Here is a 13,856-nt window from a genome sequence, read left to right on the forward strand (position 1 = left end):
GAAATACCACCCTGTTGTTGTTTAATGTCTAACCTCGTACCGTGAAACCGGTACAGGGACCCTCTGTGGCGGGTAGTTTGACTGGGGCGGTCGCCTCCTAAAGAGTAACGGAGGCGCGCGAAGGTTGGCTCAGGCCGGTTGGAAACCGGCTGTTAGAGTGCAATGGCATAAGCCAGCCTGACTGCGAGACTGACAAGTCGAGCAGAGACGAAAGTCGGTCATAGTGATCCGGTGGTCCCTCGTGGAAGGGCCATCGCTCAACGGATAAAAGGTACGCCGGGGATAACAGGCTGATAACCCCCAAGAGCTCATATCGACGGGGTTGTTTGGCACCTCGATGTCGGCTCATCACATCCTGGGGCTGGAGCAGGTCCCAAGGGTTTGGCTGTTCGCCAATTAAAGTGGTACGTGAGCTGGGTTCAGAACGTCGCGAGACAGTTTGGTCCCTATCTGCCGTGGGCGTCGAAATTTGAGAGGAGTTGACCCTAGTACGAGAGGACCGGGTTGAACGTACCTCTGGTGTACCTGTCGTCGTGCCAACGGCGCAGCAGGGTAGCTATGTACGGACGGGATAACCGCTGAAAGCATCTAAGCGGGAAGCCTCCCTCAAGATAAGATTTCTCAGGACGGTCGAAGACCACGACCTCGATAGATCGGATGTGGAAGTGCGGTAACGCATGGAGCTAACCGATACTAATTGTCCTATTCGCGCTTGAGAGCTCCACACCCCCACCATCAGCCCTGGGCTGACGGCAAAAGGGTGCGGTCATTATCAAGCCAGGTGCATCGATTTTATACCCATCACCCCGCCCACAAAGCGGGGTCAGTATTCGCGGACTCTATTGCCTGGTGGCCATAGCGTCGGTGTCCCACCCGATCCCATCCCGAACTCGGCCGTGAAACCCGACTGCGCCAATGGTACTACTGCTCAAGCAGTGGAAGAGTAGGGCGTCGCCAGGCATTATAGTCCGCGTATACACAAAAACCCATTCACTTGTTTCCTCGGGCACTCAGCCCGGGGCGCTCAGCCCCACGACACCACGCATGAAGCGTGCCGCCGTGCGGCTCAGCTCAATCGCGGGGTGGAGCAGCCCGGTAGCTCGTCAGGCTCATAACCTGAAGGCCGCAGGTTCAAATCCTGCCCCCGCAACCACCGCTATAGAACTCGATACGCCGCCCTCACGGGCGGCGTTGTCGTTTAGGGCATACGCCATCAGCGACGCTACGCTGGCCGCTACCTCCGCTGCGGGACCCCCCGGTTCATCGGGATAGATCGTCACGGCGAGTGCAGAGAATACCAGCCGCAACAGCGTTGCGTGAGCCGATCACTTGGTTTGCAGCAGATAGCCCCGGTTGGTAATGACGACGGCTATGGTTGCACCCTTTTTCTCCCGTGGCCCGGTGTCTCCGTCCATCTGGACGATGGCGGTCCTTGTGACGGTCAACATGGTTGCTCTCCCCGCAAATGCCCGCGAGCCGTCGACACGGGATGTCGCCGGATGGACCGTCGCGGTCGGGAAGGATGGCGAGGGGTGTTTCATCACGCGCAGCTATGACCGCACCGGTGGGACGACCCTGTTGCTCGGGCTTGACCCGGACGGGGCGAACCGCCTGTCGGTGTTGAACGCGCATTGGTCGATCAAGCCCAAGGTTGAGTTGAAGCTCGATTTCCGTCTGTCGGGCGGCAGCTATCCCAAGCATTTCGCCGTCGGGATCGCGTCGGACGGCAAGCAGGGGTTCGTCACCAGCTTCGAGCCGCAATTCCCGACCTATTTCGCGACGTCCCGGCTGCTGGAGATCACGCGTGGCCAGGTGCCGGTCGAGCGGCTGGACCTGGCTGGCAGCGGCGCCGCCGTCACCGCGCTGCGCCGCTGCGTCGCGGAGCAGCGCGCGCAGGCCAAGGGAACGGACAGGCCCGATGTTCGAGCCGATGATATTCCTGTCGATCCCTTCGCTCCGTCGGCCAAGGCGAAGCGCAAGAAGTGAGCCCTCTCGCACTGGACGTGCGACGGAACGCCCCAAGTTCGCGATATGCGGTGGGCAATAATCGGCTGGGCGAAGAACAGGCACAGTCGAACAGATGACGGATTGCAAGTCGAACGCGACACGGCTTGATTGTTCCAGTTGGTTAATGACTGGAAGAAATGTAATGTCTGCTTTCGCGTCGAAATCCCTAATGGCCGTTGTGGTGCTGGCCGGTGCGGTCAGCCTTGGCGGCTGTGCGACAAAGTCCTTCGTTCGCGAACAGATCGCGCCGGTGAGCCAGCGCGTCGATACGCTGGAGGCCAAGCTGCAGGAAACCGACGGCACCGCCAAGTCGGCGCTTGCGGAGGCCCAGGCCGCCGCCGGGCAGGCCCAGAATAACGGTCAGCGGCTGGATCAGCTGAATGGCCGCGTCGATGGCGTCGAACAGCGGTTGACCGTGCAGGAGCAGAAGCCCGCACGCCGACCGCGCCATTGATGACCCTGGGGGCGGTGTCGAGTCCCCGATCCACCCTGTCCCCTTTCCTCGATCGGCCTTCCTTATGGGGAGGCCGATCTTTTTCGAGTATGCCGCACCGATGAAGCCGATCCTGCGCGCCCTGGCCGCGCTGATGATGATCACCCCCGTCGCGGCGGGCGCCGCGCATCCGCCAAAGCCTGCCAAGCCTGCCAAGGCCGCTGCCGCCGATCCGGTCATCCTGCCGTCCGACGGCGCGACGCGGGTCATGGCCTGGGTCGCCGCATCGGGCGACAATCGCGGGCTGCCCTGGGCGGTGGTCGACAAGGCGCAGGCGGCGATGTTCCTGTTCGATGCGAAGGGCAAGCTGCTCGCCTCGGTGCCGGTGCTGGTCGGCATCGCGACCGGGGACGAGGCCAGCCCCGGCGTCGGCGGCAAGAAGCTCGCCGATCTGGGCCCTGCCGAGAAGACGACCCCCGCCGGGCGATTCCTCGCCAAGTTCGGACTGCCGGTGGCGGGCCAGCGCGTCCTGTGGGTCGATTATGCGACCTCGGTCGCGCTCCATCCGATCCCGTCGGATGCGGGCGCCAGGGAAAAGCGGCGCGAGCGGATGCTGTCGCCGACACCGGAGGATAATCGCATCACCTTTGGCTGCATCAACGTACCCAAGACCTTTTACGCCCGCCAGTTGCGCCCGCAATTCCAGAAGAAGGGCGGCTATGTCTATATCCTGCCCGACACCAAGCCGCTGGAGCAGGTTTTCCCGCGTCTGCGCGTACAGGCCGTCACCGCTTCCTAAATAGGATGGATCAGACCGGCCCGGCTGCGTCGAGATAGGCATTGCCCCCTTCGTCCCCAAGCCATCCCACGGGCTGTACGCCGGATTCATCCAGAACCGCCTCATAGGTCGCGGCACCCAGTGAGGCGGACTCCAGCCCGGTCAGCGTATCGCGCCACACGCACGCCTCGCGCGGGACGCTGACCAATAGCCTGCCGCCCGGTTCCAGTGCCCGTGCCATCCGGCGCAGCATGTTCGGTTGCTCCGCTGCGTCCAGCAGGAAGAGAAAGCCGATGGCGATGATCCCGGGATGACGGCGGTTGAAAAAATGACTGGTCTGCGCCGGTTCGCACGCGATGACCATGTCTGGAAAGCGCCGGGCGAAGGCGGCTGCGAGCCTGGGAGAGGCGTCGACGCCCGCCACGCGATACCCCTTGTCGACCAGGGCCTGGGCGATCGGCATGCCGTGGCCGCACCCGATGTCGAGAATCGTGGCGCCCGGCGCGATATGCCGCTCCGCCCAGCCGCTGACCGGCGATGTTCCGATGCCGGAGCGCAACGCGACGAAGCGATCGGCGACGGCCTCCCAACCGGCGGAACTGTCCGTCATGCTTTCGCCCTCCCGCCCGCTCGAACCGGTCCATGGCACGGCATCCCACCGGCCGATCCCGCATACAGGATCAGGCAACGACCGATATATCCGGCGCGACATATTTAATCGTTTGCAAAGGCTTGTCCGGTAACGAACTCCCCAATCAACAGGGGAGAGGGATATTATGCGTCTTCAACGGCTGCTCATTTCGGCCATTCCGTTCGCGTTGCTGGTACCGGCTCAGGCTCAGGGGCAGGCGGCGCCGACCGACAAGCCTGCGGACGACAAGGCCGCGCGGGCCGATACGCTCAACAAGGATGTGGTCGTCACCGCCGTGGCGCGTGGGCGCGATCGTCTGGACAGCGCCATCTCGACCAGCTCGCTCGGCGCGGCCGAGATCCTGAAGGCGGCGCCGCGTTCGACCGCCGAGATTTTCCGCAACATCCCCGGCATCCGATCGGAAAGCTCGGGCGGCGACGGCAATGCCAATATCTCGATCCGCGGCCTGCCGATCGCGTCGGGCGGCGCCAAGTTCCTGCAATTGCAGGAGGACGGCCTGCCGGTGCTGGAGTTCGGCGACATCACCTTCGGCAATGCCGACATCTTCCTGCGCGCCGATATGAACGTGTCGTCGGTCGATGCCATTCGCGGCGGTTCGGCCTCGACCTTCTCGTCCAACTCGCCGGGCGGGGTCATCAACATGATCTCCAAGACCGGCGAGGTGCCGGGCGGCGCGATCATGGCGACGGCGGGTCTCGACTATGGCGAATATCGGCTCGACTTCGATTACGGGGCCAAGCTCTCCGACACGCTGCGCTTCCATATCGGCGGCTTCTATCATCAGGGCGAAGGGCCGCGCCGGGTCGGCTATGACGGCACCAAGGGCGGCCAGATCAAGCTGAACGTCACCAAGGAGTTCAGCGGCGGCTATATCCGCTTCTACGGCAAGTTCCTGAACGACCGGTCGGCGGCCTATCTGCCCAATCCGGTGCGCGTGACCGGCACCAACGCCAATCCGCGATACGAGAATGTGCCGGGATTCGACATCGCCCGCGACGCGCTGCTGTCGCGCTACGACACCAGCAACGTGACGCTGGACGGGCAGAACAACTCGGTGGTCGACGACAAGCGCGACGGCCAGCATCCGGTGGTCAACGCCTTCGGGGTCGAGACGCGCTTCGACGTGTCGGGTTGGACCGTGACCGACCGGTTTCGCTATGCCAATGTCTCGGGCCGGTTCATCTCGAACTTTCCCTCGGCGGTCGATAGCGCGGCGGCAACCGCGACGGCGCTGGGCGGCGCGGGGGCAACGCTGCGCTATGCCAGCGGGCCGAATAGCGGGCAGGCGATCACCAACCTGTCGGGGCTGAACGGCAACGGCCTGCTCGCGCGCGTGGTGGTGTTCGACACCAAGCTGAACAGCCTGGACAATGTCACCAACGACCTGCGCGCCAGCCGCGTCCACACCATCGGCAAGGGTGAGTTGACGACCACCGCCGGCTTCTACAAGTCGCGCCAGACGATCGACACCGACTGGCTGTGGACCTCGACGCTGATGGACGTGCGCGGCGATGGGCGCGCGGCGCTGGTCGATGTGGTCAATGCGGCGGGCGTGCCGCAGACGCAGAACGGCTATTACGGCTTTGGCGCGGCCTATTTCGGCAATTGCTGTCGCCGCAGCTACCGCGTCGACTATAACGTCAATGCGCCGTTCGGATCGCTGAACTACAAGATCGGGCGTTTCGCGCTGGGCGCCAGCGTCCGCTATGGCTTCGGCAATGCGCAAGGGTCGATCTTCGGGTCGGATCTGGGCGGCGGTCGCGTCGGCACCACGGCGCGCGACATGAATGGCGACGGCGTGATCTCGGCGGCCGAGCGGCGCGTGGCGGTGATCCCGCTGACCAGCCCGGCGCCGGTCGATTACAGCTGGCACTATCTGTCCTATTCGTCGGGGATCAACTTCCGCGTGTCGGAGCCGTTCGCGATGTTCGTCCGCTATAGCCGGGGGGCGCGTGCCAATGCCGACCGGCTGTTGTTCGGCCCGGCGGTCAGCACGTCCGATGGCCATCTGATCAACAAGGACGCGGCGGTCGACTATGTGCGCCAGGCCGAGCTGGGCCTGAAATATCGCAAGAACGGCATGTATGTGAACCTGACCGGCTTCTGGGCGCGCACCGAGGAGCAGAATTACGAGGCGACGCGTCAGGTCTTCATCGACCGCGAATATCGCGCCTATGGCCTGGAGCTGGACGGGGCGTATAGCGTCGGCCCGTTCAACATGACCGGCGGGGCGACCTGGACCGATGCCAAGATCGTCAGCGATGCGCTGAACCCCGGCGTGGTCGGCAACACCCCGCGCCGCCAGGCCCGGCTGATCTTCCAGGCGACGCCGCAGGTCGATCTGGACCGCGTCACGATCGGCGCGAACGTGATCGGCACGACCAGCAGCTATGCGCAGGACAGCAACCAGCTGAAGCTGCCCGGCTATACGGTGGTCAACGCCTTCGTTCAGTTCCGCGCCACCGACCGCATCCTGGTCTCGCTGAACAGCAACAACCTGTTCAACACGATGGGCTTTACCGAGGCGGAGGACGGCGTGATCCCGGCCAACGGCATCGTGCGCGCGCGTGCCATCAACGCCCGGACGACCTCGCTGTCGGTGCGGGTCGGCTTCTGAACCGGCGAGGGGGCGTGCGGCCATGCGCCGCCGCCCCCCGCTATGACCCGTCGGTTCGCCGGCGAAACACCATTGATATGTTAACGGTCGCGGTCGCATAGGCGGGCGATGCAGACGGAGCGTTCGCCCAATATGTGCCTGGAGCCGGATGGTCCCGTGAGCGAGCTTTACCGTCAATCGCTCGTGATGCGCGCCATCGGCACGCCCTTCGTCGCCGATCTGCTGGCGGCGGTGGACCGGCAGCTGGAGAATGCGCCGCAGACCGCGATGCTGATCCGGTCCTGGGGTGCCAATGCGGCATCCTCGGCGATCGCGATGCGGATCAACGCCGCCTTTCACGCGCTCGCCCGGCAGGGCAGGGTGCCGCTGCTCAGCGCGCTCTATGCCGGGGAGCATCGCCGTTTCGACGAGGCGGTCGCACTGGCGCTGGCGGCGCATGACGGCTTCTTCGTCGACTGGCTGCGACAGGTGCCGCAGACCAATGAGGTCGGGCGAGCGGCGGCGCTTCATGCCGCGCTGATGGTCCTGGCGCGCGACCATGGCCTGGACTTCGAATTGCTGGAGATCGGGGCGAGCGCCGGGCTGAACCTCAATCTGGCGCGCTATGCTTATGACCTGGGCGGCGTACGCGCGGGCATGGCGACGTCGCCGGTGCGGATCGCGCCGGTCTGGCAGGGCGCGCCGCCGCCCCAGGCGGCCGTGGTCGTGCGGGAGGCGCATGGGGTCGATCTCCATCCGCTCGACGTGAACGATCCGGCGGCCTGCGAGCGGCTGGCCTCCTTCGTCTTTGCCGACCAGCCCGAACGCGGCGAGCGACTCGGCCATGCGCTGGCGCTGGCGCGGCAATATCCCCCCCGCATCGCGGCGGGGAATGCCGCCGAATGGCTCGCGATTCAGTTGCGGGAGCCGCAGGCGGAGCGGCGTCACCGGGTCGTCCTGCATTCGATGGTGCTGCAATATGTCGATGCGGGCGACCGGGCCGCGATCGAGGCGGCGCTGGCGCGCGCGGGGCAGGCGGCGAGCGACTCGCGGCCATTGGCCTGTATCGGCTTCGAATGGGATACCCGGCGCGAGCGAGTCGAACTGCGTTTGCGCTCCTGGCCCGACGGTCGCGACCATATTCTGGCCCATTGCCACCCCTACGGCGCGTCGATCACCTGGCTGGAGGGGTGAATCCCGGTGTGATCGGTCCGTAACTGGACTGGTTTCACTCATAATTAACGCCATCCCCCCTAGGCGTCGTTCCAACGAAAATTTCCAAGAACGACGGGGATCATGCGCATTCATTCCATGATGGCGACGCTGGCATCACTAAGCCTCGTCGCGCGTGGCCGTCCGCTTCATCGGCAGACGGCGTCGGCTCTGGCCTGCCCGGCATGGTGATCCGCATGTCGCCCTCCGCCCCTGTCGAGAGAGTCGCATAATGCTCACGAACATGAACATTCCCAAGAAGCTGGGCGTGTCGTTCCTGGTGATCAGCCTGTCCGCGGCGGTGATGACGATCGTGTTCTTCGTCAACATCTGGGAAATCCGGAGCGCGACGGCACGCAACAACCATGCACAGGAGGTCTATGCCAAGGCGCTGACGCTGGAGACGTCGATCCTGCGCGAGAACAGCCAGCTGCGCGGTTTCCTTGTCACGGCGGACAAGAGCTACCTCAAATCCTATGAGGAAGCGCGCAAGGAATATGACACGACCAGCCGCGAGCTGACCGCGATGCTGACCGACTCGACCGAGCTGGCCCATGTCGCCAAGTCGCGCGCCGAGGCGACCCGGTGGCGGCGGCAGTGGAGCGACCGGCTGACCGAATGGGTCAAGGCGGGGCGGCGCGACGAGGCGCAGCAGGCGGTGCGCGATGCGGGCAAGGCGGTGCTGACCAGCGACATCGTCCTGCCGCTGCGCGCGGTCCGCGACCAGGAGACGGCGGCGATCAAGGAAAACGCCGCGTCGCAGGAAGGCGCGATCACGACCGCGACCGTCGCGCTGGTGCTGGGCGGCATCATGCTGATCGGCATCGCCGTCACGCTTCAGATGATGCTGAGCCGCAGCATCGCGCGGCCGATCACTGCGCTGACCCGGCGGATGGCGGATCTGGCGCGCGGGCATAACGATGTCGACGTGCCCGGCCATGCGCGCGGCGACGAACTGGGCGACATGGCGCGCGCCGTGGTCGTCTTCCGCGACGCCGCCAAGGCCAAGGTCAGCGACGACCGCGAGCGCGAACAGGCGTTGCAGGCGATCGGCTCGGGCCTGTCGTCGCTCTCGGAGGCGGACCTGACCGTCCGTCTGACCGACCTGCCGCCCGCCTTCCATCAGCTGGCCGCCGACTTCAACCGCGCGGTCCAGAATCTCGCCGGGCTGACCAGCCATGTGCGCGGCAGCGCGGGCGCGATCCGCTCCAATATCGAGGAGATCCGGCAGGCGACGGACAATCTGTCGGCCCGCAGCGAGCAGCAGGCAGCCAGCCTGCGCGAAACCGCCGCGGCGGTGGGCGAGATCACGCAAGGGGTGCGCGACGGCGCGCTCAACGCCAGCCAGGCCAACCGCGCCGTGACCGAGGCGCGTGACGAGGCGGAGAAGGGCGGCCAGATCGTCGCCAAGTCGATCACCGCGATGAACGGCATCGACCAGGCCAGCCGCGAGATCGTCGACATCATCACGGTGATCGACGGCATCGCCTTCCAGACCAATCTCCTGGCGCTGAACGCCGGGGTCGAGGCCGCGCGGGCCGGGGACGCGGGCAAGGGCTTTGCCGTCGTCGCCTCCGAAGTCCGGGCGCTGGCGCAGCGCTCGGCGGATGCGGCGTCGGACGTGAAGTCGCGCATCCTGTCGGCGATCGAGCATGTGAAGTCGGGCGTCGTGCTGGTCGACGAGACCGGCAACGCGCTGCAACGGATCATCGGTAAGGTGTCGGACGTCAGCACCGTGGTCGACGTCATCGCGCGCTCCTCCGAACAGCAGGCGCACAGCCTGAGCCAAGTGAACATCGCGATCGGCGAGATCGACTCGGTGACTCAGCAGAATGCCGCGATGGTCGAGGAATCGACGGCGGCGGCGACGATGCTGGCCAAGGAGTGCGGCGCGCTCGTCTCCTCGGTGATGCGCTTCAACGTCGATCCGGTCGCCTCGGCCGCGACCGGCCATGCCGATCGCGTGCCGCCGATGCGGCTGGCCTCGTAGCGAGCCCGTCCCTTGAGAGGGTTGGAGTGACCTAGGGCCGATCGCCATTCAGCGATCCCTTTCCCCTTCCCTCGCCCCTCGCAGAGGGGAGAGGGTTGCGCAGACTTGGCCTTTGCGACAGCAAAGGCTTAGTCGAAGCTGGGTGAGGGGTGCATGCGCGCAGCGCGCGAGCCTTTCGGCTCGCTCAACCCCTCACCCAAGCTCCGCTAACCCTCTCCCCTGTCCAGGGGACAGGGGAAGAAGACGCAATACTGAACGTCGATCCACCCTGAGGGGATCAGGCCTCGCGACGCATAGCGAAGGTCCGCGACAGGCCGTGATACAGCTTCTCGCGGCACACCAGCGCGCTGACCCCGTCGGCGATATAGGCGGTGGCGAACATCGGCAGCATCAGGCCGCGGCTGTTCGTGGTTTCGGCCAGGATGATGACGGCGGTCAGCGGCGCGCGGACCACGCCCGCGAAATAGCCGACCATGCCCAGGATCACGATCGCCGATGACGGCGAATCGGTGAAGACCGACCGCAGGATGTTGCCGATCCCCGCCCCGACCGCGAGCGATGGGGCGAAGATGCCGCCGGGCAGCCCGGCGACCGCCGTGGCCAGCGTCGCGACGAACTTGGCCGGGCCGAACCAGAGCGGCGCGTCATGCCCCGCGATCATCGCCCGTGCCGCGCCGTAACCGGTGCCCCAGGTCAGCCCCGTCGCACAGCCCAGCGCCCCCACGACCAGCCCGCACAGCGCGGCGAACAGGATCGGCTGCGCCTTGGCCTGGCGGGTGATCCGATTCGATCCCGTGGCCAGCGTCAGCATCAACCGGGAAAAGGCGCCGCCCGCCAGCCCGCCGACGATCCCGGCGACCGGCACCACGAACAATGCCGAGGCCAGGCTCATATGCGCGCCGATCAGCCCGAAATAGACATAATCCCCCTGCACCGACTGCGCGACCATGCCCGCGATCACGATGGCGGCGATGACCAGCAGGGTCACGCGCTGCTCATAGGCGGAGGCGAGTTCCTCGATCGCGAAGAGCAGTCCGGCCAGCGGCGTATTGAACGCCGCCGCCACGCCCGCCGCGCCGCCCGCGATCAGCACCGCGCCGCGCAAGGGCACGCGCAGCAGCCGGTGGCTCAGCCCCATCACGGCGGCGGCGATCTGCACCGTCGGCCCCTCACGCCCGACCGACGCACCGCCCAGCACCGCGACCAGCGTCAGCAGCGCCTTGCCGGTCACGGTGCGGATCGACACCAGCGAATGGGTCGCCCCCTCCGGATCGCCCTGCGCGGCGATCACCTGCGGAATGCCCGACCCGCGCGCGAGCGGGACGTAGCGGCGGGTGATCCACACCAGTCCGGCAAAGATCAGCGGGGTCGCGACCAGCGGGGCATAGGGATAGCGCGCGGCGAATCGGCCGAACATCTCCCCCGCCGCATCGGCGGCCAGCGCGAAGACGGTGGCCGCCAGCCCGATCGCGATCGCGCCCAGCAAAATGGCGAGTCGCGTCCGGAATCGCACGGATTGCGGGCCACGGCTGCGGAGCAGCGCGCGGTAGCGCGCGGGTGTCCATCGGAGGGGGTTCGATCGGGGCATGCCACCGTCTTACCCCGCCCGCCGGATAAGGCTAGCGGGGGTGCTCGCGATCATGGTCGCAAGCGACGAATTCCGCGATCCGGCCAGCGGGGCCGCGCGGATGCGCTGCCCCGCTCGTGCTCACCAGTTCACGCCCGCACGGGCATAGAGGTAACGGCCGTTGAACCCGAAGGGCGAATAATAGGGGAAGCCCAGCACACCGGTCGAGTTGTTGGCCGCGATCTGGCGCTCCGGATAGACGTCGAACAGATTGCTGACGCCCAGGCCCAGCTGCACGCCGCGATCGGCGGTGTAGCGCAGCTCCAGATCAGTGATCGCGCGGCGTCCGACCGGCACGTCGGCGGCGGCGGTGGTGCCCGGCTGGATCACGTTTCCATAATAGGTGACGCGCGCCAGCGCGCCCAGCCGGTCGAGCGACCAGTCGATGCTGCCCGTCACCTTCTGGCGCGGGGTGCCCTGTTCCAGCGTCAGGATGCGGCTGCGCGCGAACAGCGTCGGCGCGGGGTTCAGCACCGCGGTCGAGGTCGGCACGCGGGTCACGTCGACATCGTTGATGTTGCCCGCGACGGTGAAGTCGAACACCCCCGCCTGCGTCGTGCGCCAGCGATAATGCGCGACCGCGTCGATCCCCTGTGTGGTCGAGGCCAGCCCGTTGATGAAGAAGCGCGCCGCCGAAACGTTGAACGGCGCGAGCAGCGCGGCGACCTGCGGGCTGAACGTCGCCTGGATATTCTCCGACAGGCCCAGCTGGTTGCGCAGCTTGATGCGATAGGCGTCGACCGTCAGGTCGAACCCGCCGAACCGGATCACCGTGCCCGCCGACAGGTTGGTCGACTTTTCCGGCTCCAGCGACAGTCCGCCCAGCGCCGCGCCGACCGAGGAGACGGAGGGGAAGGTGCCGGTCAGGATCGGTACGCCATTGGTCACGACCGAGGCGATCTGGGTGAAATATTGCTGTTGCAGCGACGGCGCGCGGAATCCGGTCGAGGCGGTGGCGCGGAAGGCGAGCCAGTCGGCCACGTCATACCGTGCCGAGATCTTGCCGTTCGCCGTGCTGCCGAAGTCCGAATAATCCTCGAACCGGCCCGCCAGGCCCAGCAGGAACTTGTCGGTCACCTGCGCCTCGACATCGACATAGGCGCTGACGTTGCGGCGGCTGCGCTTGGTCTCGTTGCGCGGCGAGAAGCCGCCAAAGCCCTGCGCGCCGGGCGAGGCGCCCGCCACCGCGCCGCTGGTCGGATAGCCATAGGAGGCCAGCTCGCCCGCGACGATCTTGTAACCCTCGCGCCGGCCCTCCAGCCCGAACGCCAGGTTCAGCGACTGGAAGACGTCGAACTTGCGCGTCACGTCCAGCCCGGCGACATATTGGTCGTAGATCAGCGCGCCGTCGTCGAAATTGCGCGGGGTCGCCGCGCCATAGGCGTAATTGGCCGAATTGAGCGTGCGGAAGGCGATCTTGTTGCGGCCATAGCTGAACGACAGGTCGACATCGAACCCGGCCAGCTGGCCCTTGAGGCCCGCCGCCGAATTCAGGTCCTGCGACTTGGTGTTGATGATCGGCAGGAAGCCGTCGGGATAGCCCGCCGTGCGCGTCGCGGCGCTCGCCAGCCGGGGGAAGGCAGCGCTGCGCGAGTCGCGGTCCTGATAGCCGACCCAGCCATACAGGCTCCATGTGTCGGTCAGCGAGGTGCCCGCATTGATGAAGCCGGTATATTGCTCGACCGCCGGGTCGCCATAGCGGCCGGTGATCCGGGTCGGGGTGACGCGCGGGTCGAAATCGGCGCGGTTGGTCGGCTGGCGGTTCAGATACTCGCCCGAGACGGTGATGAAGCCGTCCTCGCCAAAGCCGATCCCCTGCCACAGCGAGGCGGTGACGGCATGTTCGCCGGTGACGTGGCGGCTGCCGCGCGCGGTATCGACCTGGGTGTCGTAGAAGCCGTAATTGACCTGTGCGCCGCCGCCCGACCGGGCCTGGCGCAGCCGGAGGTTGACCACGCCCGCGATCGCGTCCGAGCCATATTGCGCCGACGCGCCGTCGCGCAGCACCTCGATCCGGTCGAGCGCGACCGTCGGGATGGTGTTGAGATCGACCGCCGCCGATCCGCGCCCGACCGTGCCGTTGGTGTTGAGCAGCGCCGAGGTGTGACCGCGAATGCCGTTGATCAGGACCAAAGTCTGGTCGGGCGACAGACCGCGCAGCGTCGCCGGGCGGATCGAGTCGGTGCCGTCATTGGCGGAGGGACGCGGAAAGTCGATCGAGGGCGCGACCGCCGACAGCGCCGCGCCCAGTTCGGTCGTCCCCTGCCGCTGAAGGCTCGAGGCGCTGAGCACGTCGACCGGCGAAATGCTGTCCAGCCGGGTGCGCCCCTCGACGCGCGTGCCGGTGACGATGATGTCATTGCCCTCGCTGGCGGTCGTCGCCGCGTCGCCACCGGTGGGCGCGCTCTGCGCCGGTTCGGACGGCTGGCCGGGGGTGGCCTGCTGCGCCCAGACCGGCATTGCCGTCAGGCTCGCCAGAAATGTCCCCGCCAATGCGGCCTTGCGAAGCTGATGCACGCGTCGATCTCCCTTGTGCAGCCCTGTCCCTGAAGCAGGCTATA

At 66.4% G+C, this 13,856-nt stretch carries 10 protein-coding genes, 1 tRNA gene and 2 rRNA genes (1 of these 13 only partly in view); 9 read left to right on the plus strand and 4 right to left on the minus strand.

Annotated elements, in window-relative coordinates; translation table 11 throughout:
- The 3 genes from QE360_RS07015 to QE360_RS07025 all read left to right on the plus strand — a co-directional run.
- Nucleotides 1–717 (plus strand): 23S ribosomal RNA (locus QE360_RS07015) (it extends 2,105 nt beyond the left edge of the window).
- A gap of 128 nt (nt 718–845) precedes the next feature.
- Nucleotides 846–960, plus strand: a 5S ribosomal RNA gene (gene rrf, locus QE360_RS07020).
- 116 nt (nt 961–1,076) lie between these two features.
- A tRNA-Met gene (locus QE360_RS07025) sits at nt 1,077–1,153 on the plus strand.
- Nucleotides 1,154–1,325: 172 nt separating this feature from the next.
- On the opposite strand, the gene QE360_RS07030 is transcribed toward QE360_RS07025, so the two are convergent.
- Nucleotides 1,326–1,448, minus strand: coding sequence for a hypothetical protein (locus QE360_RS07030; RefSeq protein WP_309700335.1), 123 nt, complete (start codon nt 1,446–1,448; stop codon nt 1,326–1,328).
- Here QE360_RS07030 and QE360_RS07035 point away from each other — a divergent pair.
- The 3 genes from QE360_RS07035 (at nt 1,447) to QE360_RS07045 (ending at nt 3,239) form a co-directional block, all read left to right on the plus strand.
- On the plus strand, nt 1,447–1,986 hold the full coding sequence (locus QE360_RS07035) for a hypothetical protein (protein ID WP_309700337.1): 540 nt from the start codon (nt 1,447–1,449) through the stop codon (nt 1,984–1,986). The two genes, QE360_RS07030 and QE360_RS07035, sit on opposite strands and share 2 nt — an antisense overlap.
- Before the next feature lie 163 nt (nt 1,987–2,149).
- The gene (locus QE360_RS07040; protein WP_309700339.1) at nt 2,150–2,461 is read left to right on the plus strand and encodes a hypothetical protein; all 312 of its coding nucleotides are present in this window, start codon (nt 2,150–2,152) and stop codon (nt 2,459–2,461) included.
- 100 nt (nt 2,462–2,561) lie between these two features.
- Nucleotides 2,562–3,239 carry a hypothetical protein gene (locus tag QE360_RS07045; protein WP_309700341.1) on the plus strand — a complete coding sequence of 226 codons (678 nt, stop codon included), beginning with the start codon at nt 2,562–2,564 and terminating at the stop codon, nt 3,237–3,239.
- A gap of 10 nt (nt 3,240–3,249) precedes the next feature.
- Here QE360_RS07045 and QE360_RS07050 read toward each other — a convergent pair whose 3' ends face one another.
- Complete coding sequence (locus tag QE360_RS07050) at nt 3,250–3,828, minus strand: class I SAM-dependent methyltransferase (protein ID WP_309700343.1); 579 nt, start codon at nt 3,826–3,828, stop codon at nt 3,250–3,252.
- Nucleotides 3,829–3,994: 166 nt separating this feature from the next.
- On the opposite strand from QE360_RS07050, the gene QE360_RS07055 reads away from it, so the two are divergent.
- From QE360_RS07055 to QE360_RS07065, 3 genes are all read left to right on the plus strand, one after another.
- Entirely contained in the window at nt 3,995–6,487 is a 2,493-nt protein-coding gene (locus tag QE360_RS07055) for a TonB-dependent receptor domain-containing protein (protein WP_309700345.1), read from the plus strand.
- A 156-nt stretch (nt 6,488–6,643) separates the two neighbouring features.
- On the plus strand, nt 6,644–7,660 hold the full coding sequence (locus QE360_RS07060; RefSeq protein ID WP_309700347.1) for a DUF2332 family protein: 1,017 nt from the start codon (nt 6,644–6,646) through the stop codon (nt 7,658–7,660).
- A gap of 262 nt (nt 7,661–7,922) precedes the next feature.
- The gene (locus QE360_RS07065) at nt 7,923–9,668 is read left to right on the plus strand and encodes a methyl-accepting chemotaxis protein (protein ID WP_309700349.1); all 1,746 of its coding nucleotides are present in this window, start codon (nt 7,923–7,925) and stop codon (nt 9,666–9,668) included.
- Between the two features lie 277 nt (nt 9,669–9,945).
- Here the strand turns inward: QE360_RS07065 and QE360_RS07070 are convergent, their stop codons facing one another.
- Together QE360_RS07070 and QE360_RS07075 are read right to left on the minus strand one after the other, a co-directional pair.
- The gene (locus tag QE360_RS07070) at nt 9,946–11,256 is read right to left on the minus strand and encodes a chloride channel protein (protein WP_309700351.1); all 1,311 of its coding nucleotides are present in this window, start codon (nt 11,254–11,256) and stop codon (nt 9,946–9,948) included.
- Nucleotides 11,257–11,376: 120 nt separating this feature from the next.
- Nucleotides 11,377–13,755, minus strand: a complete 2,379-nt coding sequence (locus QE360_RS07075) for a TonB-dependent receptor plug domain-containing protein (protein ID WP_405052673.1) — start codon at nt 13,753–13,755, stop codon at nt 11,377–11,379.
- Nucleotides 13,756–13,856 lie beyond the last annotated feature (101 nt).

It is taken from the genome of Sphingomonas sp. SORGH_AS_0789, from assembly GCF_031453055.1.
Taxonomy (GTDB): domain Bacteria; phylum Pseudomonadota; class Alphaproteobacteria; order Sphingomonadales; family Sphingomonadaceae; genus Sphingomonas.